The organism is Streptomyces ochraceiscleroticus, assembly GCF_000720485.1.
Lineage (GTDB): Bacteria > Actinomycetota > Actinomycetes > Streptomycetales > Streptomycetaceae > Streptomyces > Streptomyces ochraceiscleroticus.
The window spans coordinates 17,859-42,579 of the sequence record NZ_JOAX01000039.1; the positions used below are offsets into that span (position 1 = coordinate 17,859).

At 72.5% G+C, this 24,721-nt stretch carries 20 protein-coding genes and 1 tRNA gene; 8 read left to right on the forward strand and 13 right to left on the reverse strand.

What is annotated here, in order from left to right:
- Window positions 1-42: 42 nt before the first annotated feature.
- Window positions 43-116 (reverse strand) — tRNA-Met (locus IG84_RS0133985).
- A gap of 64 nt (window positions 117-180) precedes the next feature.
- The gene (locus tag IG84_RS0133990) at window positions 181-975 is read right to left on the reverse strand and encodes a TSUP family transporter (RefSeq protein ID WP_037801229.1); all 795 of its coding nucleotides are present in this window, start codon (window positions 973-975) and stop codon (window positions 181-183) included.
- Between the two features lie 103 nt (window positions 976-1,078).
- Between IG84_RS0133990 and IG84_RS0133995 the strand changes: the two genes are divergently transcribed.
- Window positions 1,079-1,864 (forward strand): AraC family transcriptional regulator, encoded by a 786-nt coding sequence (locus IG84_RS0133995; RefSeq protein ID WP_031066140.1) that lies wholly within the window; start codon window positions 1,079-1,081, stop codon window positions 1,862-1,864.
- Window positions 1,865-1,879: 15 nt separating this feature from the next.
- Here IG84_RS0133995 and rox read toward each other — a convergent pair whose 3' ends face one another.
- The 3 genes from rox to IG84_RS0134010 form a co-directional block, all read right to left on the reverse strand.
- Window positions 1,880-3,331, reverse strand: coding sequence for a rifampin monooxygenase (gene rox / locus IG84_RS0134000; protein ID WP_031066144.1), 1,452 nt, complete (start codon window positions 3,329-3,331; stop codon window positions 1,880-1,882).
- 175 nt (window positions 3,332-3,506) lie between these two features.
- A complete protein-coding gene (locus tag IG84_RS0134005) occupies window positions 3,507-4,634 on the reverse strand; it encodes an NAD(P)/FAD-dependent oxidoreductase (protein ID WP_031066148.1) in 1,128 nt (375 codons plus the stop codon).
- A 167-nt stretch (window positions 4,635-4,801) separates the two neighbouring features.
- On the reverse strand, window positions 4,802-4,999 hold the full coding sequence (locus IG84_RS0134010) for a CsbD family protein (RefSeq protein WP_031066151.1): 198 nt from the start codon (window positions 4,997-4,999) through the stop codon (window positions 4,802-4,804).
- Window positions 5,000-5,219: 220 nt separating this feature from the next.
- Here IG84_RS0134010 and IG84_RS0134015 point away from each other — a divergent pair, with 220 nt between their 5' ends.
- Genes IG84_RS0134015 through IG84_RS0134030 form a run of 4 tightly spaced genes read left to right on the forward strand, consistent with a single transcriptional unit; the run spans window position 5,220 to window position 11,414 of the window.
- A complete protein-coding gene (locus IG84_RS0134015) occupies window positions 5,220-6,935 on the forward strand; it encodes an amidohydrolase (RefSeq protein WP_031066155.1) in 1,716 nt (571 codons plus the stop codon).
- Window positions 6,932-7,165 (forward strand): DUF3311 domain-containing protein, encoded by a 234-nt coding sequence (locus IG84_RS0134020; protein ID WP_031066158.1) that lies wholly within the window; start codon window positions 6,932-6,934, stop codon window positions 7,163-7,165. Before IG84_RS0134015 ends, IG84_RS0134020 begins: the two co-directional genes overlap by 4 nt.
- The gene (locus IG84_RS0134025; RefSeq protein WP_051862778.1) at window positions 7,162-8,598 is read left to right on the forward strand and encodes a sodium:solute symporter family protein; all 1,437 of its coding nucleotides are present in this window, start codon (window positions 7,162-7,164) and stop codon (window positions 8,596-8,598) included. Before IG84_RS0134020 ends, IG84_RS0134025 begins: the two co-directional genes overlap by 4 nt.
- A 53-nt stretch (window positions 8,599-8,651) precedes the next feature.
- Entirely contained in the window at window positions 8,652-11,414 is a 2,763-nt protein-coding gene (locus tag IG84_RS0134030) for a SpoIIE family protein phosphatase/ATP-binding protein (RefSeq protein WP_031066163.1), read from the forward strand.
- 20 nt (window positions 11,415-11,434) lie between these two features.
- On the opposite strand, the gene IG84_RS0134035 is transcribed toward IG84_RS0134030, so the two are convergent.
- The gene (locus tag IG84_RS0134035; RefSeq protein WP_031066165.1) at window positions 11,435-12,295 is read right to left on the reverse strand and encodes a LysR substrate-binding domain-containing protein; all 861 of its coding nucleotides are present in this window, start codon (window positions 12,293-12,295) and stop codon (window positions 11,435-11,437) included.
- 223 nt (window positions 12,296-12,518) lie between these two features.
- On the opposite strand from IG84_RS0134035, the gene IG84_RS0134040 reads away from it, so the two are divergent.
- Together IG84_RS0134040 and IG84_RS0134045 are read left to right on the forward strand one after the other, a co-directional pair.
- The gene (locus IG84_RS0134040) at window positions 12,519-13,586 is read left to right on the forward strand and encodes a bile acid:sodium symporter family protein (RefSeq protein WP_031066169.1); all 1,068 of its coding nucleotides are present in this window, start codon (window positions 12,519-12,521) and stop codon (window positions 13,584-13,586) included.
- 9 nt (window positions 13,587-13,595) lie between these two features.
- The gene (locus IG84_RS0134045; protein WP_031066172.1) at window positions 13,596-14,165 is read left to right on the forward strand and encodes a putative glycolipid-binding domain-containing protein; all 570 of its coding nucleotides are present in this window, start codon (window positions 13,596-13,598) and stop codon (window positions 14,163-14,165) included.
- Between the two features lie 26 nt (window positions 14,166-14,191).
- On the opposite strand, the gene IG84_RS0134050 is transcribed toward IG84_RS0134045, so the two are convergent.
- On the reverse strand, window positions 14,192-16,120 hold the full coding sequence (locus IG84_RS0134050; RefSeq protein ID WP_031066175.1) for a sialidase family protein: 1,929 nt from the start codon (window positions 16,118-16,120) through the stop codon (window positions 14,192-14,194).
- A 239-nt stretch (window positions 16,121-16,359) separates the two neighbouring features.
- Window positions 16,360-17,310, reverse strand: a complete 951-nt coding sequence (locus IG84_RS0134055) for a quinone oxidoreductase family protein (RefSeq protein ID WP_031066178.1) — start codon at window positions 17,308-17,310, stop codon at window positions 16,360-16,362.
- Between the two features lie 111 nt (window positions 17,311-17,421).
- Here IG84_RS0134055 and IG84_RS0134060 point away from each other — a divergent pair, with 111 nt between their 5' ends.
- Window positions 17,422-17,880, forward strand: coding sequence for a MarR family winged helix-turn-helix transcriptional regulator (locus IG84_RS0134060; RefSeq protein WP_031066180.1), 459 nt, complete (start codon window positions 17,422-17,424; stop codon window positions 17,878-17,880).
- 151 nt (window positions 17,881-18,031) lie between these two features.
- Here IG84_RS0134060 and fdhD read toward each other — a convergent pair whose 3' ends face one another.
- From fdhD to IG84_RS0134085, 5 genes are read right to left on the reverse strand one after another with little or no spacing between them, the layout of a single operon-like run.
- Window positions 18,032-18,871, reverse strand: coding sequence for a formate dehydrogenase accessory sulfurtransferase FdhD (gene fdhD, locus IG84_RS0134065; protein WP_031066183.1), 840 nt, complete (start codon window positions 18,869-18,871; stop codon window positions 18,032-18,034).
- Between the two features lie 5 nt (window positions 18,872-18,876).
- Window positions 18,877-19,737 (reverse strand): 2Fe-2S iron-sulfur cluster-binding protein, encoded by an 861-nt coding sequence (locus tag IG84_RS0134070; RefSeq protein WP_031066186.1) that lies wholly within the window; start codon window positions 19,735-19,737, stop codon window positions 18,877-18,879.
- Window positions 19,734-21,581, reverse strand: a complete 1,848-nt coding sequence (locus IG84_RS0134075) for an NAD(P)H-dependent oxidoreductase subunit E (protein ID WP_031066188.1) — start codon at window positions 21,579-21,581, stop codon at window positions 19,734-19,736. Before IG84_RS0134075 ends, IG84_RS0134070 begins: the two co-directional genes overlap by 4 nt.
- 2 nt (window positions 21,582-21,583) lie before the next feature.
- Window positions 21,584-23,638, reverse strand: coding sequence for a molybdopterin oxidoreductase family protein (locus tag IG84_RS0134080; protein ID WP_078649765.1), 2,055 nt, complete (start codon window positions 23,636-23,638; stop codon window positions 21,584-21,586).
- Window positions 23,635-24,663 carry a 2-dehydropantoate 2-reductase gene (locus IG84_RS0134085; RefSeq protein WP_031066195.1) on the reverse strand — a complete coding sequence of 343 codons (1,029 nt, stop codon included), beginning with the start codon at window positions 24,661-24,663 and terminating at the stop codon, window positions 23,635-23,637. The genes IG84_RS0134080 and IG84_RS0134085 overlap by 4 nt, the downstream gene beginning before the upstream one ends.
- Window positions 24,664-24,721 lie beyond the last annotated feature (58 nt).

Genomic DNA, 24,721 nt, shown 5'->3' on the forward strand with positions numbered 1-24,721 from the left:
CCTCGGGCCCGGCGGATGACATCCGCCGGGCCCGGGAATCAGTAGCGGGGACAGGATTTGAACCTGCGACCTCTGGGTTATGAGCCCAGCGAGCTACCGAGCTGCTCCACCCCGCGTCGACAACCGCAACACTACGCGTCCCGAGCCCGCACGCCTAATCGGCCGCCTCGCGCTCTCTGCCTAGCCCGACGGCAGCATCGCGACCGCCACCACCGCGAGCAGTCCGATGTAGGACCAGGCGTGGATACGGTCCGGAATCCGCGGCGGGCGGCGGCGCAGTACCGCGATCACCGGCAAGGCGCCCAGCAGCAGTGCCGCGGCGGCGCCGGGGTCGACGAGACCCACCAGGTGCACCTGCGCGTCCGCGCCGGCCGGGAGCGCGTAGCCGCCCAGGGAGACCATGGCGGCCGGGAGCGCGATGGCGAGGGTGAGGGGGTTGGCCAGCGCGGTCGCCACATGCATCGTGTGCCCGGCCCGCCGCATGGCGGGGACGGTCAGGACGCTGCCGCCCACGCCGAGGAAGGCGGCGACCGCGCCGACGGGCGCGCCGAGGACGGCCGGCAGCGGCCGCGGCGCGTCGGAGGGCGCCGCGACCCGTGCGCGCGGGCGGAGGAAGCCGGGGCGCAGCAGCAGGTCGACGATGGTGAGAGTGACGTATGCGATGAACGCCCAGCGGGCGACGGCCGGCGGGGCGACGCGCGTGGCGAGCGCACCGGCCGCGGCGCCGGCCGCGAGCAGGAGGAGGAGCGGGCCGCTGCCGCGGAGGGCGACGAGCACCCGCCGCGGTGTGACGGCGGTCGCGAATCCGGCGTTCACCACCATCACCAGGGCCGAGGTGGCCGTCGCGACCCGCATCGCGTCCGCGCCGAGCGCGGCGTCCGCCCACACCACCACCGGGACCGCGACGAACCCGCCGCCGAACCCGAACAACACGGTCGTCACCCCGGTGAGGAGCCCGATCCCGATCAATGCCATCACGTCCACAGGATCCAGTCCACCAGCCCGGCCGGGCTTCTCACATGCGAAAGTCGGCGCTCTTCTTTCGCGACTCGGCCAGGCAGGCCAGTACGGTGGCCGGGTGAAGAACGTCCCCTTGGACACCGTCGACCACATCCACCGGGCCGTCCTGCCGATCGGCACCGACTACCCGCCCGGCCACGTACTGGACTGGCACGAGCACCGGCGCGCGCAGTTCCTCTACGGCGCCACCGGGGTCATGGTCGTCGACACCGACGAGGGGAGCTGGACCGTTCCGCCCGAGCGGGCCGTCCTGATTCCGGCCGCTACCCAGCACCGGGTCCGCATGCTGGGGGTGAGTACCCGCAGCCTGTACATCGAGCCGGACGCCGTCCCCTGGTGGCCCGCCACCTGTACGGTCGTGGACGTACCACCGCTGCTGCGCGAACTGCTCCTGGCCGCCGTCGAGTTCGAGGCCGACTACAGCCTCTCCGGGCGGGAGGGGCACATCGCCGCCCTCCTTCTGCACGAGATCGCCGCGCGCACCCCCCTCCCGTTCCACGTCGGGATTCCCGCCTCACCCGATCTCGCGGCGCTCTGCCGCGCCTACCTGGCCGCCCCGGACGCCGGTGTCACCAACGCCACGTGGGCCGCGCGGACGGCCATGAGCGAGCGGGCCTTCACCCGGCGCTTCCGCGCGGAGACCGGTGACAGCCCGGCCGTCTGGCGGGCCCGCGCCCGGCTGCTCGCGGCCGTACCGTTGCTGCGCACCGCGCCGGTCACCGAGGTCGCCGGCCGGCTCGGCTACGCCTCGCCCGCCGCCTTCACGGCCGCCTTCACCCGCGCCTTCGGCACACCCCCGTCCCGCTTCGCCACGAGGGACCCGCTGCGGGCCTCCGGTGTCTGAGCGCCCCGTTCGCGCTCAGACTCGGACAGCAGCGCCGAACCACTTCGGCAGCCGATCGATCAGCTCCTGCTGATCGTCACCGACCCACGCCACATGACCGTCCGGCCGCAGCAGTACAGCGGGCACGTCCAGTTCCCCGCCGCCCCCGCTGTCGCCGACGATGTGATCGACGACGTGGTCGACCCGATCCTCCCAGCCCGCCACCGACAACCGGCCCGTGCGGTCGAGCAGCAGTCCGCGGCCGCTGTGCATCAGCTCGTAGAGGCGGCCCCGCTTCAGCTCCACGTCCCGCATCCGCCGGCCGAGCAGTTCGTGCCCCTCGCCGAAGTCGTAGCGGACCCCGATCGCGGTGATCTTCTCGATCAGGTACCGGTTCACCTCCTCGAAGTCCATCAGCTCGGCCACCAGCCGACGCACGGCCTGGGGGCCCGGCTCGGTGGCCATCAGGTGCATCTGCGCGCGGGTGTGGTCCAGCACGGCGGCGGCCACGGGGTGGCGTTCGCTCTCGTAGCTGTCCAGCAGTCCTTCCGGCGCCCAGCCGGCTACCTCGGCGGCCAGTTTCCAGCCGAGGTTGAAGGCGTCCTGGAGGCCGAGGTTGAGGCCCTGCCCGCCGGTCGGCGGGTGGACGTGTGCCGCGTCGCCGGACAGCAGCACCCGGCCGACGCGGTAGCGCTCGGCCTGCCGGGTGGCGTCCCCGAAGCGGGACAGCCAGCGCGGCGAGTGCACCCCGAAGTCGGTGCTGGCAATCGCCCGTAGCTGCTTCTTGAACTCCTCGAACGTGGGCGGGGCCGTGCGGTCCTCGGCCACCCCCTCGGCGGGTACGACGACGCGGTACACCCCGCCCCCGAACGGACCGAAGCCGAACCGCTTCTGGGTCTTGCGGACTTCGGTCATCACGGCGGTCAGCGTCTCCTGGTCCACGCCGACCTCCATCTCGCCGAGCAGCGTCTCGACCGTGCTGGGCTCCCCGGGGAAGCCGACGCCGAGCAGCTTGCGCACCGTGCTGCGGCCGCCGTCGCAGCCGACGAGGTAGCGCGAGCGCAGCCGCGTACCGTCGGCCAGCTCGACGGTCACCCCCTCGTCGTCCTGGCTCAGCCCGACCAGTTCGCAGCCGCCGCGGATCTCGGCGCCGAGCTCGGTGGCGTGCTCGGACAGCAGACGAGCGGTGGCGGGCTGCGGGATGCCGAGGACGTACCCGTGCGCGGTGTCCAGCCGGTCGGGCCAGGGCTTCTCGATGCCGGCGATGAAACCGCCGACTCTGTACTGCTTGCCGAGCGCGAGGAACCTCTCCAGCAGACCGCGCTGGTCCATCATCTCGATGCTGCGCACGTGCAGGCCGAGCGCGCGGACCACCTTGGTCGGCTCCGCCTCCTTCTCCAGCACGAGCACGCGCACACCGTGCAGCCGCAACTCGGCGGCCAGCATCAGGCCGGTCGGTCCACCGCCGGCAATGATCACGTCAATCAACGCAAACCCCGTTTTCCGCAGATTCTGGCTTGGAACGGTGATTCTGCGGCATGACCGGGGCCTTGCGGCAAGGCCCCCACCGTGTTATACGTTGAGAGTGGCAAGGAGTGGGCAACCTCCTTGCCATTGTGTTTTGCTGGCGCCACCGCCGTTCGGCGGCTCCGGTTGTCCCTGGTCAGCGGAAGCGGCCGGGGCGGAACGCCGCGAGCAGCGGGCTGCGCTCCCCGGTGGTGATCTCCTCGGCCAGCAGCTCGCCGACGATCAGGGCGAGCGTCGCGCCGCTGTGGGTGAACGCCACGAACAGGCCCGCCACCTCGTCGAGTTCACCGAGCACCGGCTCACCGTCGCCCGGGATCGGCTTCCGGCCCACGCCGAAGGAGTCCAGTTCGAGGCGCGGATGGCCGGCGAGGACGGCCGACGCCTCGCGCAGCAGCTTCTCCACCGTGGAGTCCTTGACCTCGTACGTGCCGTCCGCGTGGGCGATCACCTCGGCCGCCGTGGCGTCGGAGTCCATCACCAGCGCACCGTCCGGAGTGGGCCGCAGCGCCACGCGCGGAGTGTTCAGCGTGGCGCGCAGGTCCGTGCCGAGGGGTGTGGTGCGCACGAGCAGTGCCTGGGGTGTCGCGTCCGGGATCTCCACGCCGAACTGCCGTACTGTGCCGGGCACTTCGGCCCCCGTCGCCAGGAGGACCGTGTCGACGTCGATGCGCTCGCCGGCGCCCGTCCGTACGGCGGCCACGCGGTCCCCCTCGACGACGACGGAGGCGGGCCCGGCGCCGGTGAGGATCCGGCCGCCGGCCGCGGTGAGGTCGTCGGCGAGCTGCCGGACGAGCGGGACGAGGTCCACCCAGCCCTCGCCCGGATTGAAGATCGCACCCTCGTCGGGGATCGCGTCCGGGTCCACTCCGGGCGTCCACCGGGCGACTTCGTCGCGGGTCAGCCACTCGGCGTCGTACCCGTTGCGTCGCATGTGCGCGAACGCCGCCCGGTGTGACTCGGCGGCACCGGGCGCAGCCCAGGTCAGCCCGCCGTCGAACTTCAGGTAGCCGGAGGAGGGGACGCGGGTGGCGAACGTGCGGTACCGGTCCATGCCGAGCAGCCGGAGCCGGTGGTACGCCTCGGAGCGCTTGCCGCCGAAGGAGTTGAGCCAGGACAGCGACCGCCCCGAAGCCCCGTCGGCCAGTTCGCCCTCGGTGGCCAGGACGACGTCCGCGCCGCGGCGGGCGAGCTGCGCAGCGGTCGACACTCCGATGACACCACCGCCCACGACGGCGACGCGGGGACGGGAAGCGGGAGTGCGCATGGCAGAACCTTTCGTTGTGAGAACGTTCTCATGATCGGCGTGTGGGAACGTTCTCACGACGCCTCTGGAGCGTCAAGACGCACGCGCGGCAGCCGGTCACCGCACATGCGACGGCCCGGCGGCCGCTCACAGGGAGCGGGCTGCCGGGCCGCGCGGATGGTGCCGGATCAGGACTCGTCGTCGCGGTCCGTCAGGGAGTCCTTCATCCCCCGGCTCTGGCCCTTGGCGTCGTCCACGGCGTTCTTCGCCTTGCCCTTGGCCTCGTCGGCGCGGCCCTGGCCCTTCGTGCGGCTGTCGCCGGTGGCCTTGCCGGCCATCTGCTTGGCCTTGCCCTTGAGCTTGTCCATGGCGCCCTTGTCACCCATGCCGGAACTCCTTCGTCTCATTTCGGCGGGACGGCAACCACGCTGCCGCACCCCTCGCCGGCCCGCACCCCGGAGAGGGCCGGGCCGGTGCGGCCACCGGCGGCTGGACTCGTGCAACCCACCCCCATCTGGTCCTGTCCCGCCGGTCGTCCAGCGGGCAGCATGTCGGAAATTCATGCCGATCAGCAGGCGCGAGCCTGCGTCAGGTGGTGACCGCTCGATGCCCGAGGTACCCCGTACCGCCGATCCATTCACAGCCGCCGACTTGGTCCTGCTCAACGGCACGGTCCGCACGATGGACCGGGCCGGTACGACCCGTACCGCACTCGCCGCGCGCGGCGGACGCGTGCTCGCCGTCGACGACGACGCCGCGGTGCGCGGGCTCATCGGGCCGCGCACCCGAGTACTGGACCTCCAGGGCCGCTGCGCGGTGCCGGGGTTCATCGAGACCCACAACCACCCCACCTTCTTCGGGCTGACCCTCGCCGCGGACGTCGACGCGGGCAGCCCGCCCAACGCCACCATCGCCGACATCGTCGCCCGGGTGGAGCAGGCCGCCGCCGACGCCGAGCCGGGCACCTGGGTGCGCGGCTACCGGTACGACGACACGCTGCTCGCCGACGACCGGCACCCCACGCGCGCCGACCTCGACCCGGTGTCCAGGGACCGGCCGGTCTGCCTCCAGCACGTCTCCGGCCACTTCTGTGTACTGAATACAGCGGGGCTGCGGCTGCTCGGCATCGACCGGAACACCCCCGACCCGGTGGGCGGCGCGATCCACCGGGACGCGGCGGGCGAGCCGGACGGGGTGCTCGCGGAGACCGCCGCGTTCGCCGCGCACGCCGCCATGCCCAAGCCGGAGACCGCCGACCTCGCCGAGGCGATCGGGCTGGCCGGCGACGCCTATCTGGCGGCCGGTGTCACCACCGTCCACGACACCGGACTCGGGCTGGTCGGCGGGCCCGCGGAGCTCGACGCGTACCGGCTGGCGCGCCGCAAGGGACGGCTGCGCAACCGCGTCCGCGCGTACCTCGTGCAGGACCTCTTCCCCGGTCTGTCGGGCGGCGAGCTGAGCCCCGTGGAGGCGGGCGTCGCCGGGCTCGGCGACGACCTCTTCCGGGTGGCCGGCGTGAAGCTGTGGGCCGACGGCTCGCTGCAGGGGCTGACCGGCTGCGTTTCGGAGGGGTACGCCTGCGCGCCGGACAAGAACGGGCTGCTGATCTTCCCGCAGGACGACCTCAGCAGGCGGGTGGCCACGCTGCACGAGGCGGGCTGGCAGGTCGCGATCCACGGCAACGGGGACGGGGCGATCCAGGCGATCCTGGAGGCGTACGCGAAGCTCGGCCTCGACCCGCTGGAGGGCGACCGCCGGCACCGCATCGAGCACTGCCAGATGGTCAGCGAGCGGCAGCTCGACCAGATGGCGGCGGCGGGCATCCTCGCGTCCTTCTTCATCAAGCACGTCTACTACTGGGGCGACCGGCACCGGGACCGCTTCCTCGGCCCCGAGCGGGCGCGGCGCATCGACCCGCTCGCCTCCGCGGTCAAGCACGGGGTCACCTTCGGGCTGCACTCGGACACGCCGGTGGTCCCCGTACCGCCGCTGGAGGGCATCTGGTGCGCGGTGCGCCGGACGACCCGCGACGGCCACGAGCTGGGTCCCGAGCAAGCCGTGGACGTGGACACGGCGCTGCGCGGCTACACCAGCCAGGCCGCCCACCTCGGCTTCGAGGAGCGGGAGAAGGGCAGTCTGGAGCCGGGCAAGCTGGCGGACATCGCGGTGCTCTCCGCCGACCCGGGCGCCGTCGCGCCGGACGCGGTGCGGGCGCTCCAGGTGGACGCGACGGTCATCGGCGGCGAGGTCGTGTGGGGCGGTGCCGGGCTGGACGCCGCGCCGGCCGCCGGACCGGCGGCCGGGGGAGGGGACGGCCGGTGAGCGGCGCGCGCAAGAGCCTCGGCATCGGGCTCGGGCTGCCGGTCCTGGCGATCCTCGTCGTCATGCCGCTGCTCGCGGACACGGACGTGTACGTCTTCGGCATCCCGCTGCTGTGGGCATGGATGTTCGCCTGGTTCCCGCTCACCAGCCTGTGTCTGTGGGTGGCCTGGCGGATCGACGAACCGCGGTACCGGGACGAGGAGCGCAGCGACGAGGGGGCGGGCAGATGACCGCGGCGATCTTCTTCGGCGTCATGGCGCTCTCCGTCCTGGTCGCCTTCAGCGCCCGGCGCGGGATGAAGAACATGTCGATCGGCGAGTACCTCGTCGGCGGCCGCTCCTTCCCGCCCTGGCTGCTGTACTTCCTCGCGGTCGGCGAGATCTACAGCATCGGCACCATGATCGGCTTCCCGGCGGGCATCTACGCGGGCGGCGCGAGCTACGGCATCTGGTTCCTCGGCTACATCCTGCTGGCCTATCCGCTGGGGTACTACATCGCGCCGCTGATCTGGCGGGCCGGCGTGCGGTACGACGCGATGACCATCCCGGACGTCTTCGGGCGGCACTTCCGCAGCCGGAGCCTGGAGCTGGTCACCGCGGGCGCGCTGCTGGTGGCGCTGGTGCCGTGGGGGCAGTACCAGTTCATCGGCATGCAGGTCGTGCTGCAGGCGCTCGGGCTGCCGATCAGCCCCGTGCAGTCGGTGCTCCTGGCGGGCGTGATCGCCTTCCTCTACCTGGCGGTCTCCGGGGTCCGCTCGCCCGCCTTCGTCGCGATCCTCAAGGACGTGCTGATGGTGCTGGGCATCGTCGTGGCCGGGGTGGTGGCGGTGACGGCGGGCGGCGGCCCGGCGGAGGTCTTCGGCCCGGATTCCGTGCCGCGCGCGCAGGTGACGATGAGCGGGTCGCCGATGGTCTTCGCGCTCACCACCATCGTCTTCCAGAGCGTCACCTTCTACCTGGGCTTCTCCGCCGCGTACATCTTCACCGCCAAGTCCGAGCGGGCGATCAAGTCCTCGACGGTGTGGATGCCGGTCTACATGCTGATGTATCCGTTCCTGGTCGCCACCGCCTACTTCGCCTTCGCCGACCGCCCGCATGTGAAGGACCCCAACACGGTGTTCATGGCGATCGTCCAGGACCGGCTGCCGGACTGGCTGGTGGGCGTGGTGGCCGCGGGCGCGGGCCTGTCGGGCGTCCTGGTACTGGCCGTCACCGCGCTGACCATCGGCGGCATCGTCTCCCGCAACCTCGCGCCGAACATCCGCCCCGAGGCGCAGCGCCGCACCACCACGGCGGTGGTCGCGGTCTTCCTGGTCGCCGCCGCGGTGCTCACCCTCACCGCCTCGACGCTGATGCTGACGGTGCTCAATCTGACGTACTACCTGCTCGGCCAGCTCGTACCGGGCTGGCTCGCGCTGATGTTCTTCCGGCGGGTACGGCCGTGGGCGGTCTCCGCGGGGATGCTCGGCGGGGTCGCGGCATCCATCGTGCTGTACGTGACCGACCCCGGCCTGGGCGGCATCAACCCCGGCCTGGTCGCGGTGGCCTTCAACTGCGTACTGATGTTCGGGCTGAGTCTGCTGCGTCCCGGGCCGGCCACCGAGCCGGTGTCGGCGCACCCGCGGGTGACGTCCGGTCAGGGCGCTTCACCGGACACTCCCTAGGCCGACCGCGCGACCCTGCGGCAGGAGGGAGGCAGCAGTGTTAGAAATTGGATATGGCGGGACATCGTCGGATTCGTCACCCTTTGCGGGCAGTGTCGCGCTCCCTGCTGAATCCGCGCAGCCTCGCAGGACAGGTCTTCGTCCTCCAAGTGGTCATCGTGGTGCTGCTGGTGGTGGCCGCGGTCTCGGCCCTGGCCCTCCAGGCCAAACGGGACAGCAACGAGGCGGCGGAGCGCCGCTCGCTGTCCGTGGCCGAGACCTTCGCGGCCTCCGCCGGCGTCGCCAGGGCGATGGACGGCCCGCACCCCACGGCGGATCTGCAGCCGCGCGCCGAAGCGGTGCGCAAACGGGCCGACGTGGACTACATCGTCGTCTTCGGACTGGACGGCATCCGGGTGACCCACCCCGACCGGAAGCTGATCGGTAAACACGTGGTCGGTGCCTTCGGCGCGGCCCTGGCGGCCGCCCGCAAGGGACAGCCGTACACGGAGGTCATTCCCGGCGGCCCCCTGGGGGACGCCGTGGACAGCACCGCCCCCATCACCCGCGCCGACGGCTCCCTCGCCGGCATGGTCTCGGCCGGCATCACCCTGGAGCGCGCGGAGAACACCGTGGACCGCCAGATGCCGGTGCTGCTCGGCGCCGCCGGGCTGGGCCTGGCGCTGGCCGCCGGCAGTACGGCCCTGGTGACCCGGCGGCTCCGCCGCCAGACGCACGGCCTGGGCCAGGCCGAGATGACCCGGATGTACGAGCACCACGACGCGGTCCTGCACGCCGTGCGGGAAGGCGTGGTGATCCTCGGCGGCGACGGGCGGCTGCTGCTGGTCAACGACGAGGCGCGGCGCCTGCTGGAGCTGCCCGACGGCCTCGACGGGCGGGCCGTCGACGAGCTCGGACTGCCGGACCGGCTGGTGGAGCTGATGCGCTCCGGGCGCTCCGCCACCGACGAGGTGCACCACGTGGGCCAGCGGCTGCTGGCCGTCAATGTACGGTCGACCGCGCGCGGGGGCGGACCGCGCGGCAGCGTCACGACGCTCCGCGACACCACCGAGCTCGCCGCCCTGACCGGCCGCGCCGAGGTCGCCGGAGAGCGGCTGAAGCTGCTGTACGAGTCGGGGGTGCGGATCGGTACGACCCTGGACGTGGTGCGCACGTCGGAGGAGCTGACGGAGGTGGCCGTACCGCGGTTCGCCGACATCGTCACGGTCGACCTGCTGGACGCGGTGACCGAGGGGGACGAGCCCTCGGTGCACGCCGGGTGGCGGATGCGGCGGACGGCGTCCAAGGGCGGACCGGGCGAGCCCGGCCTGTACCCCCTCGGCGAGCTGATCCACTTTGTGTCGACCACCCCACAGGTACGGGCCCTGAACGAAGGCCGGGCGGCCCTCGTGGCGGACCTGACGCGCACGGACGAGTGGTCCGACCAGGACCGGATGCGGGGCGCGGCGTTGCTGCGGGCCGGCGTGCACTCCCTGGTGACGGTGCCGCTGCGGGCCCGCGGCGTGGTGCTGGGCATGGTCAATTTCTGGCGGTCGGCGGAGTCCCCGCCGTTCCAGGAGGAGGACCTCTCCTTCGCCGAGGAGGTCAGTGCACGGGCCGCGGTCTGCATCGACAACGCCCGGCGCTACGCGCGTGAGCACGCGATGGCCGTGACCCTCCAGCGCAGCCTGCTGCCCCGCGGCCTCCCGGAGCAGGACGCGCTGGACGTGGCCTGGCGGTATCTGCCGGCCCAGGCCGGGGTGGGCGGCGACTGGTTCGACGTGATCCCGCTGCCGGGCGCGCGGGTGGCGCTGGTGGTGGGCGACGTGGTGGGGCACGGGCTGCACGCCGCGGCGACGATGGGGCGGCTGCGGACCGCGGTGCACAACTTCTCCTCGCTGGACCTTCCGGTGGACGAACTGCTCGGCCATCTGGACGAGCTGGTCACCCGCATCGACAGCGAGGAGGACAGCGAAGGTACCCGCGGCTGGGAGGGCGTGACGGGCGCGACTTGCCTGTATGCGATCTACGACTCGGTGAGCGGGGTATGCACGGTGGCCACGGCGGGCCACCCCGGCCCCGCCCTCATGGGCCCGGACGGCACGGTCACCTACCCGGACGTGGCACCCTCCCCGCCGCTGGGGCTGGGCGGCCACCCCTTCGAGACCACCGAACTGCGGCTGACCGAGGGCTCGTCCCTGGTGCTGTTCACGGACGGCCTGGTCGAGGACCGCGAACGCGACATCGACATCGGCCTGGACATGCTGGCCGGGGCGCTGGAGGGCGCCGCGGGCCGCAGCCCGGAGGAGATGTGCCAGGCCGCCGTCGACGCGATGGTGCCCGAGCGCCCCTCCGACGACATCGCGCTGGTCGTCGCCCGCACCCGGCTGCTCGCGCCGACGAAGGTGGCGGACTGGGAGGTGGCCCCGGACCCGGCGGAGGTGGGCCGGCTGCGCGCCGAGTGCGGGGCACAGCTCGCGGAGTGGGGCCTGTCGGACATCGGGTTCAGCACGGAGCTGATCCTCAGCGAGCTGATCACGAACGCGATCCGGTACGGCACGCCGCCGGTCCGGCTGCGGCTGCTCCGCGACCGCTGCCTGATCTGCGAGGTGGCGGACAGCAGCAGCACGGCCCCGCACCTGCGCCGGGCGACGAGCACGGACGAGGGCGGCCGCGGACTGTTCCTCGTCGCCCACCTGTCGCAGCGGTGGGGCACCCGGTACACCCCCGGCGGCAAGGTCATCTGGACCGAACAGCAGCTCTCGGGGGCCAGCGCGGCGGCCATCGAGACGCCGGCCGATGTGCTCCTGGACCAGTTCGACGACAGCGGGTTCTGACCCGGCCGGTGCGCGCGCTCTCAGAGGTGCAGCCGGTCGCCGCCCGCCAGGATCGCGGCCGCCAGCGCCTCGGCCGGGCGGCTCGCCGGGGCGTCCGGGCGGCCGTGCACCAGGACGAAGTCGACGCCGCCGAGGTCCGGCAGGCCCGCCCGGGCCCCCACCCGGACCAGCCCCGGCGGGATCATGCCGAGCGAGTGCGCCATCACGCCGAGCCCCGCGCGGGTCGCCGCGATCAGTCCGTTGAGGCTGCCGCTCGTACAGGCGATCCGCCACTCGCGGCCCTGCTCCTCCAGCGCCTGCAGCGCGCGGGCCCGGGTCAGCGCCGGCTGCGGGAAGAGCACCAGCGGTACGGGCCGCTGCGGGTCCAGCCGCAGCCGCTCGCTGCCGATCCACACCAGCTTGTCCCGCCAGATCAGCCGCCCCCGCCCGTCCTCCGGGCGCCGCTTGGCCAGTACGAGGTCCAGCCGCCCGGCCGCCAGCCGCTCGTGCAGCGTCCCCGACAGCTCGACCGTCAGTTCCAGGTCGACCTCCGGATGGTCCCGGCGGAACCCCTCCAGCACCTCCGGCAGCCGGGTCAGTACGAAGTCCTCGGACGCGCCGAACCGCAGCCGGCCGCGTAGCCGCGTCCCCGCGAAGAAGTCCGTGGCCCGCTCGTTGGCCTCCAGGATCGTGCGCGCGAAGCCGAGCATCGCCTCGCCGTCCTCGGTCAGCTCCACCCCGTGGGTGTCCCGCGCGAACAGCCGGCGCCCGGCCGCCGCCTCCAGCTTCCGCACGTGCTGGCTGACGGTCGACTGCTGCACACCGAGGCGTTGCGCGGCCTGCGTGAAGCTCAGGGTCTGCGCCACGGCCAGGAAGGTCCGTAGCTGTACGGGATCGAACACGGCCCCGAGCCTACTCCCGCCCATCACGTTCCGGCATGACAGTGACTACGGTAAGAGGGCTTCCCGATTGCCGCGATCAGGCGCACCCTGGAGAGGGCACCGTCCATGCCCCGGGGCATACGGCACACCGCATACGACAGACCGCATACGGGACACCGGATGCGGGACACCGCATCGGGATGACCGCATACCCCAGCCCGAGCCACCGACCGATAGAGAGACCATGCGCCGCCCTCAGTTGAAGATCCCCTCCTGGCTCCCCGTGGACGGATACATCCTGGCGCTCATCGGCACGGTCGTGCTGGCGGCGCTGCTGCCCGCCAGAGGCGCCGCCGCCACCGGCGCGGAGGGCGCCTCGACCGGCGCCGTCGCCCTGCTCTTCTTCCTCTACGGCGCCCGGCTCTCCACCCGCGAGGCGATGGACGGCCTGCGCCACTGGCGCCTGCACCTCACCGTCCTCGCGTTCACCTTCGCCGTCTTCCCCCTGCTGGGCCTGGCGGCGCGCGGCCTCGTGCCGTACGTGCTGACGCCCCAGCTCTACACCGGCCTGCTCTTCCTGTGCCTGGTGCCCTCCACGATCCAGTCCTCGATCGCCTTCACCTCCATCGCGCGCGGCAACGTCGCGGCGGCGATCTGCGCGGGCTCCTTCTCCAGCCTGGTCGGCATCGTCATCACGCCGCTGCTGGCGGCCCTGCTGCTGGGCGGCGACGGCGGCGGATTCTCCGTCGACTCGCTGCTCTCGATCGTCTTCCAGCTGCTGGTGCCCTTCGTCGCCGGACAGCTGCTGCGCCGCTGGATCTCGGGCTTCCTCACCCGGTACAAGAAGGTGCTCGGCTACGTCGACCGCGGCTCGATCCTGCTCGTCGTCTACAGCGCGTTCAGCACCGGCATGGTCCAGGGCATCTGGGGCCGGGTCTCCTTCTGGCGGCTGGCGGAGCTGGTGGCCGTCGAGGCCGTGCTGCTGGCCGTGATGCTGACGCTGACCACATACGGCTCACGGAAGCTGGGCTTCCCGCGCGCCGACCGCGTCGCGATCACCTTCGCGGGCTCGAAGAAGAGCCTGGCGGCCGGGCTGCCGATGGCCAGCGTGCTGTTCGGCGCGCAGGCCAGCCTCGCGGTGCTGCCCCTGATGCTCTTCCACCAGATGCAGCTCATGGTCTGCGCGGTGCTCGCCAAGCGGTACGCACGCCGGGCGGAGGCAGCCGAGACCGTGACGGCCGCCGACGGGGACGCGCAGGCCGGGTCGTCCGGTGCCGTGTCGGCCGCCGACCCGGTGGCGGCGCGCCGCTAGGGTGCCCGCATGACGGGCCATCACGTCCTCACCTGGGACGTCACCGCGAGCAAGGGCATCGAGACCGCCTGGGTCGACCTCGGCGAGCGGACGCTGTCCGCACACGGCCGGGCGGTGGGCACCGTACCGGAGGCGTACTGGATCACGTACGAGCTGGAGACCGGCGAGGACTTCGTGACGCGGCGGCTGCGGGTACGCGCCGAGAGCGCGGCCGGCAGCCGCGAGCTGGACCTGCGCCGCGACGACGAGGGCCGGTGGACCGCGGGCGGCGAGCCGCTGGCGGGGTTGGAGGAGGCGCTCGACTGCGACCTCGGACTGTGCCCGCTCACCAACACCATGCCGCTGCTGCGCCACGGCCTGCACCGCTCGCCGGGAGAACGCGAGTACGTGATGGCGTGGGTGTCGGTCCCGGAGCTGGCCGTACAGCCCTCCCGGCAGCGGTACGAGCATCTCGCCCGTACGGAGGAAGGCGCCCGGGTGCGGTACACCTCGGGCACCTTCCAGCGCGACCTGGAGTGCGACGGGGACGGCTTGATCGTCAACTATCCGGACCTGGCGTACCGCACCCAGACCCGCTGACCGGCCGTCCCCGCCCCACCTCCTTCTCAGTCCCCGCGCACCTGGTCCAGCGGCAGCCGGAGCACGGCCGGCGCCGCGGCCGGTGCGTTGTGCTCCCGTACCGCGGCCAGCTCACGGTCGCTCAGGGCGCGCCCGTAGACGCGTACCTCGTCCAGCGCTCCCGTGAAGTACGCCCGCGCGTCCGGCTTCTGGCCGAGGTGCACCCCGAACGTGTCGTTCCGGCTGACCGAGCCGGGCACGTCCGCCACCGAGGCGGTGTGCATACCGTCCACAGTGAGCGACAGACGGTCGTCCGACCGGCGCAGCGCGAGGTGGTGCCAGCGCCCGTCGTTGGCCGCGCCGGCCACGGCGGCCTGCGCGGACTTCGCGGGCCCGGCACCCACGAGCGCCGTGATGTCCGCCGTGAGCCGGTCCTTCGCGGGATCGGCGCGCAGCGCCACCTGCGGCGCCCTGCTGCCCACGCCGCCCATCCACAGCAACGGCTGCTCGCCGCTCTTCGCCTCGTACCGGAACCAGAGGCTGCACGTGAAGTCGCGGTCGCCCAGCGGCAGCGACGAGCGGAACGGCAGCCGCACGGCGTCGTCCTTGCCGTCCAGCGCCAGTGCCCGCCCGAAGCGGCCGTCGGCCGTACGGGCGCCGCCCAGCACGGCGGCCGGCCGGGCACCGGCCCCGCCGTCCGGCGTCGTCGGGTCCGGCCCGCGACGCGGCCCGAGCCAGTCCTCGGTGAACCGCGCGAAGCGGATCTCGTCCCGCGCGTCCACCGCGCCGCCCTCGTAGAGCAGCCCGGCCTCGCCCGGCGAGATGTTCGCCATGTCCGAGTAACCGGACCAGTCGGTGGTGATCACCGCACCTCTCTCCGCGCCCTCCCACGTGCGGCCCTCGTCGTAGGAGGAGCGGATCGTCATGGTGCGCCGCCGGTCGGGATCGGCGGGCGCGGCGAACAGCAGCCTGCTGTAGCCGTCGGCGGCCCGCGACCGCAGCCGCAGCACCGAACCCTGGACCATGGGCGAGTACAGGTCAGGGATGGCCCGGAACGGCTCGGCGAAGGACTGGCCGCCGTCCCGGCTGACCGCCGCCGTGCGGTGCCCCAGGTCCGTACCGTCCTGCTCCCGTCCGTTGACGTAGATCCCACCGTCCGCGCGCTCCACGAGCGTCATCTCGGACGGCTTCTGACGGAACGTTCCGTCCGGTGCGGTCGGCCAGGTGTCGACCGCGCCGGTGCGCCAGGTGGTGCCGCCGTCGTCGCTGTGCATCAGGGCGGCGTGGTTGGCCGTTATCCGGCCGCCCCCGTAGCTCTCGGCGTTGACGGCGTAGACCAGGCGTCCGGCGTGCCGCCCGTGCGTGAGCTGGATGCCGTGCACGGGCCCGGTCGCGTACCAGGAGTTCCACGACGGCGGCCGGAGCGCGGAAGTCATGTCCCGCGGCTTGGACCAGGTGCGGCCGTCGTCGTCGCTGTACTGCAGGTGCGGCGTGCGGTCGCACGGTATATCGCAGTTGCGGCCGTCGGTGCGGCCCTTGTTGTACGTCTCGGCGAGGACCACGCGGCCGGTGCGGCGGTCGACGACCGGCGCCGGATTGCCGTGCGTGTCGCCGCCGCCCTCGTTGACGACCTGGAGCGGGCCCCAGGTACGGCCACCGTCGGTGGACCGTTTCAGCACGAGGTCTATGTCGCCGGCGTCCCCGCAGTCGTTCACCCGGCCCTCGGCGAAGGCGAGGAGGGTGCCGCGCGGGGTCGTGACAATCGCGGGGATACGGAAGCAGGCGTAGCCCTTTTCCTGGGCGGCCTTGAAGAGCACCTGCTGGGTGAGGCCGGCCGGAGCCGCCTCGGTGGGGGGTTGGGCGTGTGCGGGAGTCGGGGGGAGGAAGGCGAGCGCCGCCGTGGCCAGCGTGGCCCACCAACGGCGTCGCCCGCGTCTCGGGCCGGGACTGCGGTGTTCGCTCGGATCTGACGTCATGGTCCGACCTGCCCTTCGAGGCATCGGCGAGGCATCGGCGTCGGCCGTGCGGCGGGTCCGGGATGCTTCCCCGGGGCCCGTCGGACGGATCATCTGGACATCCCACGTATGGACATCCCACGTCCCATGTTCGTGCGGAGGAAGGTACTTGTCCCGCAGGCGCCCCGGCAAGGAGCGCGCGTCACCCGGATTGGCCGGGGGGTCCCTTCCGGCCCCGGCCGGGGCTCGTACGCGGGGGCTCAGGGAATCAGGACGACCTTGCCGAGGTTGGTGCGCGCCTCGATGACCGCGTGCGCGCGGGCCGCCTCCGCGAGCGGGATCTCGGCGTGCACCGCCGGGCGCAGCCGGCCCTCCCGCGCCAGTGCCCATAGCTCGGCGCCGTGCCGCACGTACAGCTCCGGATGCCGGGCAGCGAAGCGACGCATCGTCATGCCGGTGATCGTCTTCGCGCCGGCCAGCAGCTCGTACGCCGGTACCGTGCCGCCGCCGGAGTTGAAGAAGATCAGCCGGCCGCCGGGCGCGCACGCCGCGAGCGCCCGTGGCAGCAGCTCGCCGCCGACCCCGTCCAGGGCGATCTCGGCCGGCTCGCCCCAGGACTCCGCCTCGTACGTCACCACCTCGTCGGCGCCCAGTCCGCGCAGGAATTCCGCCTTGGCCGGGCCGGCGGCGCCGCTCACGGCAGCGACCACCCGCCGCGCGCCACGGATCTTCGCGAGCTGCACCGCGAGATGCCCGGTCGCGCTGGCCGCGCCCGTGACCAGGACGGAAGTGCCCGCCACGGGCTGTGCGGTGTGCAGCGCGGCGAGCGCCACATGGCCGCCGCGCACCAGCGCCACCGCGTCCACCGCGCTCGCGCCGTCCGGTATCCGGCTCGCCGGCGCGACGGGCACGGTGACCAGTTCGGCGTACGAGCCCGTGAAGGGCAGTCCGGTGACCCGGTCGCCGACCGTATACGCCGTGACGTCCGGGCCGGTGCCGACGACCTCCCCGGCGACCTCGCCGCCGAGCACGCCGGGCAGTGGCGGGCCGCCGCCGTTGCCGTCGCCGCGCACCGCGCGCACGGACGGCAGCGTCACCCCGATCGCCTCCGTACGCACCAGCAGTTCACCGGGGCCGGGCGCGGGCGCCTCGGCCTCCTCCAAGCGCAGTACCTCGGGACCGCCGTACTCGTAGAACCGGATGCGCCGCACGCGTACCTCCAGAAGCCGCCGAAACGTTGGGGTCCCCAACGGCTGTCGACGGTACCGCAGAATTCATTGGCTGCCCCAATGTTTTTTGCATTCGCTCGATAGGCTGAGGGCATGGCCGAAACCCCCTATGTACCCACGCGCATCCGGGCCCTCCCCAGCTGGCTCCTCGGCCGTGCCGCGGCACGCGGCCATCGGCTCGTCGCCGACGCGCTGGCCCGCGAGGGCATGCGGATGATGCACCACGCCGTGCTGTCGGCCGTGGCCGAACTGGGCCCGGTCTCCCAGGCGGACCTGGGCCGCAGCCTGAGCATCGACCCCAAGGACATGGTCATGATCGTCAACGATCTGGTGGCCGAGGAACTGGTCACCCGCGCACCCGACCCGCGCGACCGCCGCAAGAACGCCGTCACCATCTCGCCGACCGGCACCCGCACGCTGCGCCGTACGCAGAAGCTCGGCGACGCGGCCAACGCGGAGCTGACCGCGGCGCTCAGCCCCGCCGAACGCGACCAGCTCATCGACCTGCTCACCCGGATCGCCGCACCGGGACTGGACGACCGCTGCAGTTGAGGGGCCGGGGGCCAGTGGCCTCGCGCCGGTACGGACGGGCCGGGAACGGCCGGGAGGCCCGGCCGGCGCAGGGGGCGCACCCCGCCGGCCGGGCCCGTCTGCCCCCTGATAGGCCGTCAGGCCCTCATTCTGCGCTGCTCCCTGAAGGCCGTCAGCCCAGCGAGTCGAGGGCGATGCGGTGCTCGCCCGCGTACACGTTCATCGAGCTGCCGCGCAGGAAGCCGACCAGGGTGAGGCCGGTCTCGGCGGCCAGGTCGACGGCGAGCGAGGACGGCGCGGAGACCGCCGCCAGCACGGGAATGCCCGCCATCACGGCCTTCTGGGCGAGCTCGAAGGAGGCACGCCCGGAGACCATCAGGACGGTGTCGGACAGCGGCAGCCGGTCCTGTTGCAGCGCCCGCCCGATGATTTTGTCGACCGCATTGTGCCGACCGACGTCCTCCCGCAGATCCAGCAGTTCACCGTCGACCGTGAACAGTCCGGCCGCGTGCAGCCCGCCGGTACGGTCGAACACCCGCTGGGCGGCGCGCAGCCGGTCGGGGAGAACGGAGAGCGTGGCCGGCTCGACGGTCATTGCGTCGTCGTCCTTGAGCGCGAAGCGTGCCGTGGTCCGCACCGCGTCCAGGCTCGCCTTGCCGCACAGCCCGCACGAGGACGTCGTGTAGACGTTGCGCTCAAGGGTGATGTCCGGGACGGCGACGCCGGGCGCGAGCTGCACGTCGACGACGTTGTATGTATTGCTGCCGTCGTCGGTCGCCCCCGCGCAGTAGACAATATTCGCCAGCTCGGCCGCGCTGCCGAGCACGCCCTCGCTGACCAGGAAGCCGGCCGCGAGCGCGAAGTCGTCACCGGGCGTGCGCATCGTGATGGCGAGCGGCTTGCCGCCGAGCCGGATCTCCAGCGGCTCCTCGGCGACCAGGGTGTCCGGGCGGGTGCTCACGGCTCCGTCGCGGATCCGGATGACGCGCCGTCGCTCGGTGACCCTGCCCATACTGATCAGTCCCGGTTCTGTACGTGTTGATAGCCGAAGCGGCCCTTGATACAGAGGTTGCCATGGGTCACCGGGTTGTCGTGCGGCGAGGTGACCTTGACGATCTCATTGTCCTGCACATGGAGGGTGAGATTGCAGCCCACCCCGCAGTACGCGCACACCGTCGTCGTCTCCGCCTGCCGCTCCTCGTCCCACTCACCCGCCGCCCGCAGGTCGAACTCCGACTTGAAGCTCAGCGCGCCCGTCGGGCACACCTCGATGCAGTTGCCGCAGTACACGCACGCCGAGTCCGGCAGCGCCGCGTCCTGCTCGGCCGCGATCCGGGCGTCGAAGCCGCGCCCGGCGACCGCGATGGCGAAGGTGTTCTGCCACTGCTCGCCGCATGCGTCCACGCACTTGTAGCAGAGGATGCACTTGTCGTAGTCCCGGACGTAGCGGTCGTTGTCGACCTTGGGTGCTTCGTTCATGCGGGCCGCTTCCGCGCCGAAGCGCTCCGGCTTCGCCTCGTACTCCTTGATCCACTCCTCGGCACGCGGTGTGGTCGACAAGTCGACCGAGGAGGCCAGCAGCTCCAGGACCACCTTGCGGCTGTGCCGGGCCCGCTCGGTGTCCGTACGGACGGCCATGCCCGGCTCCGCGCGCCGGGAGCACGCCGGAGCGAGCGTCCGTGCGCCCTCGACTTCCACCACGCACACCCGGCAGGCGTTCTTCGGGGTGAGCGTGTCGCCCTGGCAGAGCGTCGGCACGTCCTTGCCGGCGGCCCGGCAGGCGTCCAGGATCGTGGCGCCCTCGGGCACGCGGACGGCCTCGCCGTCGAGGGTGAACTCGATCAGCCGGCGCGGCGGCTGCAACGGGACAGCGGTCACTGGTAGACCCCCAGACGGTCGATGGCGGATTCCACGGCGTTCCACGCGGTCTGGCCCAGGCCGCAGATCGAGGCGTCCCGCATGGCCCGGCCGACCTCCCGCAGCAGCGCGATGTCGTCGGCGGCCGCGGCCCCCGTACGGTCCTTGATACGGAGCAGCGCCTCCTCCTGGCGCACGGTCCCCACCCGGCACGGCACGCACTGCCCGCACGACTCGTCCCGGAAGAACTCCGCGATCCGGAGCAGGATGCGCGGCAGGTCGACCGTCTCGTCCAGGACCATGACGACACCCGAGCCGAGCGTCGTCCCGGCGGCCCGCGTTCCCTCGAAGGTCAGCGGGATGTCCAGCTCGTCGGGGCGCACGAAGCCGCCGGCCGTGCCGCCGAGCAGTACCGCGCGCGGCGTCCCCGTACAGCCGCCCGCCGTCTCCAGCAGCCCTCCCAGCGTCACCCCGAACGGCAGCTCGTAGATCCCCGGCCGGGCCACCGCGCCCGAGACGCAGAACAGCTTGGTGCCGGTCGAGCCCTCCGTACCGGTCGCCGCGTACGCCGCCGCTCCCCGCTCCAGGATGGACAGCACGTTCACCAGCGTCTCGACGTTGTTGACCGCCGTCGGCTTGCCGAACAGGCCCTTCTCCACCGGGAACGGCGGCTTGCTGCGCGGCTCCCCGCGCTGCCCCTCGATCGAGTTGAAGATCGCGGTCTCCTCGCCGCAGATGTACGCGCCCGCGCCCCGCCGGATCTCGATGTCGAAGGCGTACCCCTGGCCCAGTACGTCGTCGCCGAGCAGCCCTCTGGCACGCGCCTGGTCGATCGCATACTGGATACGGGCCAGCGCCCGCGGGTACTCACCGCGCAGATACAGGTAACCGTGGTGCGCCCCGGTCGCGTACCCGGCGATCGTCATCGCCTCGACCAGTGCGTACGGGTCGCCCTCCATCAGCACCCGGTCCTTGAAGGTGCCCGGCTCGCTCTCGTCGGCGTTGCAGATCAGGTAGTGCGGGTGGTCGGGCTGCCGGGCGGTGGCGTCCCACTTGCGGCCGGTCGGGAAGGCGGCGCCGCCCCGGCCGACCAGCCCCGCCTCGGTCACCTCGCGGATCACCCCGGCCGGACCCAGCGCGAAGGCCCTCCGGAGCGCGGCGTACCCGCCGTGCGCCCGGTAGTCGTCCAGCGAGGCCGGGTCGACGGTGCCGACCTGGCGCAGCAGGACGAGACCGGGGGAGCCGGCCTGCGGCACGGCCTCCTCGGCGTACGGCTCCGGCGCGGCGTCCTGCGGCGCGCGCGCCGCCGCTGCCGCGGTGCCGGGCGTGGCCGGCGCGACCACCGCAGTCGCAGGTGCCGGCGTGCCCGCTCGTACGGCCAGCGCGGCGGGTGCGCGCTCGCACAGGCCCAGGCACGGGCTCGGCTGCCACACCGCGCCCTCCGAAGGCGTACCGGCCGGGCCCAACTCCCGTTCCAGCCCCGCGCACACCTCGGCCGACCCCTTCGCCGCGCACGCCAGGTCCGTACAGACGCGCAGCACGGTGGCCGGGCGCGGGGCGACCGAGAAGAGCGAGTAGAAGGTGGCCACGCCGTACGCCTCCGCCGGCGGCACGGTCAGGCGTCGGCACAAGTAGTCCAGCGCGCCCGGACTCAGCCAGCCGATGCGGTCGTTGAGCGCGTGCAGGCCGGGGAGGAGCAGGTCGCGGCGGTCGCGCGCGGCCCGGCCGCCGCGCGCCCAGCGCAGCGTGTCACCGTCGCGCCCGTCCCCGCCGTCCCAGCCGCTCTCCGGCGGTCCCAGCAGATCGTCGACCGCGGCGCGTTCCTCGTCCGTGGGGCGCGCGGTGGGGGAGTACTTCAGGTCCATGGTCACTCACCTCGCCCGGCGGCTGCTGTGGGCTGTGTGCTCGCGGCGGTCGTGGCGGTCGCAGACTGTATACGGTCGCCGGTCGGCTGCTCACCGGTCAGCTTGTCGCCGGTCGGCTGCTCACCGGCCGCCGTCCCGCCCGTCAACTTCTCCACGCGTATCGCGGACGCCTTGAACTCCGCCGTCCCCGCGATCGGGCAGTTCGCCTCGATCGTCAGCGAGTTGGTGTCCACCTCGTCAGGGAAGTGCATCGTCATGAAGGCCAGCCCCGGCCGCAGCCCCGGATCGACCCACACGGGTGCCACGACAGCCCCGCGCCGCGACGCGATCCGTACCTCCTCGCCGGTCACCACGCCCAGCCGCGCCGCGTCCTCCGGACACAGCTCGACCATCTCGCCCCGCCGCAGCGGGGACGCCAGACTCCCGCTCTGCACCCCGGTGTTGTACGAGTCCAGCCGCCGCCCGGTCGTCAGCCGGATCGGGTACTCCTCGTCCGTCGGATCCACCGGCGGGTCGTGCCGGACGATCCCGAAGGGCGCACGCGGGCCGCGCCGCGCCGGATCCGCCTCCCACAGCCTGCCGTGCAGATAGGACGGCTCGATGCGGTCCAGGGACGGGCACGGCCACTGGATGCCCTGGTGCTCCGCGAGCCGGTCGTACGTCATGCCGTAGTGCTCGGGCGACACCGACCGCAGCTCGTCCCAGACCTGCTCGGCGTCCGCGAACGTCCAGTCATGGCCGAGCCGGGCCGCCAGCGCGCAGATGATGTCGATGTCCTCGCGCGCCTCGCCCGGCGGCTCGACGGCCTTGCGTACGCGCTGCACCCGCCGCTCGCTGTTGGTCGTCGTACCGTCCGTCTCGCACCACGCCGCGGTCGCGGGCAGCACGACATCGGCCAGCTCGGCGGTCTTCGTGAGGAAGATGTCCTGCACGACGAGGTGATCCAGGGCGCTCAGACGGCGCATCGCCTGGCCGCTGTCCGCCTCCGACTGGGCGGGATTCTCGCCGATGCAGTACACGGCGCGCAGCTCGCGGCTCTCCATCGCCTCGAACATCTCGGTGAGATTCCGGCCGTACCGCGGCCGGATCACCGTCGACCACGCCGACTCGAACTTCTCGCGGACGCCGGGGTCGAGGAGGTCCTGGAAGCCGGGCAGTCGGTTGGGGATGGCACCCATGTCGCCGCCGCCCTGCACGTTGTTCTGGCCGCGGAGTGGTTGCAGCCCGGAACCGTAACGGCCCACGTGCCCGGTCAGCAGCGCCAGGTTGATCAGCGCGCGGACGTTGTCGGTGCCGTTGTGATGCTCGGTGATGCCCAGCGTCCAGCACAACTGGGCGCGTTCGGCGGTCGCGTAGGCGTGCGCCAGGCCGCGGATCGCCGCGGCCGGCACGCCCGTCACCTGCTCGGCCGCGCTCAGCGTCCACGGCTCGACCTCTTCCGCGTACGCCTCGAAACCACTGGTCGCCCGCCGGATGAAGGCATGGTTGGCGAGCCCGGCGTGGATGATCTCGCGGCCGATGGCGTGCGCGAGCGGGATGTCCGTGCCGACGTCGAGGCCGAGCCAGTGCTCCGCCCACTCGGCGGTGGAGGTACGGCGCGGGTCGACCGCATACAGTCTGGCGCCGTTGTGTATGCCCTTCAGCACATGCTGGAAGAAGATCGGATGCGCGAAGCGGGCGTTGGAGCCCCACATCACGATCAGATCGGTGTGCTCGACTTCTTCGTACGAGGAGGTGCCGCCGCCCGACCCGAAGGCGGCGGAGAGCCCGGCGACGCTCGGCGCGTGACACGTACGGTTGCAGGAATCCACATTGTTGGTGCCCATCACCACGCGGGTGAACTTCTGCGCCACATAGTTCATTTCATTGGTGGCGCGAGAGCACGAGAACATCCCGAACGCGTCCGGGCCGTGCTCCGCGCGCGCCCGCGCGAACCCCTCTGCCGCGCGGTCCAGTGCCTCGTCCCAGCTCGCCCGTACGAGCGAGCCGTGGCCGTCCCGTACGAGGGGGTGGGTGAGCCGCCGGTACGCCTCCGGCCGCCGGTCCTTCTTCTTCACGGTGCGCTCCCTGCGGAAGTACGGGCGGGGGGAGGGGCCGAGGTACGGCCCGAAGTGCGGGCTGAGGTGCAGGCCAGGAGGTCGGCGAGGGCGTGCACGGCGCGCAGCGTGGGCACATCCGTCTTGGTGAGATCGGCCAGCTCGACCACGGCCGCCAGCAGGACGTCCAGTTCGAGCGGCCGGCCGCGCTCCAGGTCCTGGAGGGTGGACGTCTTGTGGTCACCGACCCGCTCGGCGCCCGCGAGCCGCCGCTCGACGGAGATCGCGGGCCGACAGCCGACGGCCGCCGCGACGTCCAGTGCCTCGTGCATCATCGCGACGACCAGTTCGCGGGTGTCGGCGTGCCGGCAGATCTCGGCCATGGTGGCCCGGGCCAGCGCGCTGATCGGGTTGAACGAGATGTTGCCGAGCAGCTTGATCCAGATGTCCTCGCGCAGCGCGGGTTCCACGGGGCACTTCAGCCCGCCGGCCCGCATGGCCTCGCCGAAGTCCGTACAGCGCGCGGACATACTTCCGTCGGGCTCGCCTACGGAGAACCGCGTGCCCTCCAAGTGCCTTACCACGCCCGGCTCCTGGATTTCGGTCGCCGCGTAGACGACGCAGCCGATGGCGCGCTCGGGCGGCAGTACGGCGCTGACCGCGCCGCCGGGGTCGACGCTCTCGATGCGGCGGCCGGTGTACGGCCCGGGCAGCCGGTGGAAGTACCACCACGGGATGCCGTTCTGCGCGGCGATCACGGTGGTCTTTTCGTGCAGCAGCGGATGCACCAACGGGCCGCAGTCGGCATAGGAGTTGGCTTTCAGGCCGAGGAAGACGTAGTCCACCGGGCCGATGTCCTCCGGGGTACCGGTGGCCGGGACCCGGGCGGTGAAGTCCCCGCGCGGGCTCAGTACCCGTACGCCGTTTTGTCGCATGGCCGCCAAGTGCGGCCCACGGGCGAGGAGATGAACCTCGGCGCCGCCGCGGTGCAGCGCGGCTCCGACATAGGCACCGATCGCTCCGGCGCCGACAACTGCCACTTTCACCGGAGAGCTCCGTTCAGTCAGCGGAGTCGACAGAATATTGTCTACAGTATTCGCTCAG

What these genes read in the sequence shown, in the direction of transcription:
- IG84_RS0134015 (WP_031066155.1), top strand. Translation starts at nt 5,220, where the DNA reads ATGCCCGAGGTACCCCGTACCGCCGATCCATTCACAGCCGCCGACTTG.
- IG84_RS0133990 (WP_037801229.1), bottom strand. Translation starts at nt 975, where the DNA reads ATGGCATTGATCGGGATCGGGCTCCTCACCGGGGTGACGACCGTGTTG.
- IG84_RS0134075 (WP_031066188.1), bottom strand. Translation starts at nt 21,581, where the DNA reads ATGGACCTGAAGTACTCCCCCACCGCGCGCCCCACGGACGAGGAACGC.
- fdhD (WP_031066183.1), bottom strand. Translation starts at nt 18,871, where the DNA reads ATGGGCAGGGTCACCGAGCGACGGCGCGTCATCCGGATCCGCGACGGA.
- IG84_RS0134060 (WP_031066180.1), top strand. Translation starts at nt 17,422, where the DNA reads ATGGCCGAAACCCCCTATGTACCCACGCGCATCCGGGCCCTCCCCAGC.
- IG84_RS0134005 (WP_031066148.1), bottom strand. Translation starts at nt 4,634, where the DNA reads ATGCGCACTCCCGCTTCCCGTCCCCGCGTCGCCGTCGTGGGCGGTGGT.
- IG84_RS0134050 (WP_031066175.1), bottom strand. Translation starts at nt 16,120, where the DNA reads ATGACGTCAGATCCGAGCGAACACCGCAGTCCCGGCCCGAGACGCGGG.
- IG84_RS0134045 (WP_031066172.1), top strand. Translation starts at nt 13,596, where the DNA reads ATGACGGGCCATCACGTCCTCACCTGGGACGTCACCGCGAGCAAGGGC.
- IG84_RS0134025 (WP_051862778.1), top strand. Translation starts at nt 7,162, where the DNA reads ATGACCGCGGCGATCTTCTTCGGCGTCATGGCGCTCTCCGTCCTGGTC.
- IG84_RS0134030 (WP_031066163.1), top strand. Translation starts at nt 8,652, where the DNA reads ATGGCGGGACATCGTCGGATTCGTCACCCTTTGCGGGCAGTGTCGCGC.
- IG84_RS0134010 (WP_031066151.1), bottom strand. Translation starts at nt 4,999, where the DNA reads ATGGGTGACAAGGGCGCCATGGACAAGCTCAAGGGCAAGGCCAAGCAG.
- IG84_RS0134040 (WP_031066169.1), top strand. Translation starts at nt 12,519, where the DNA reads ATGCGCCGCCCTCAGTTGAAGATCCCCTCCTGGCTCCCCGTGGACGGA.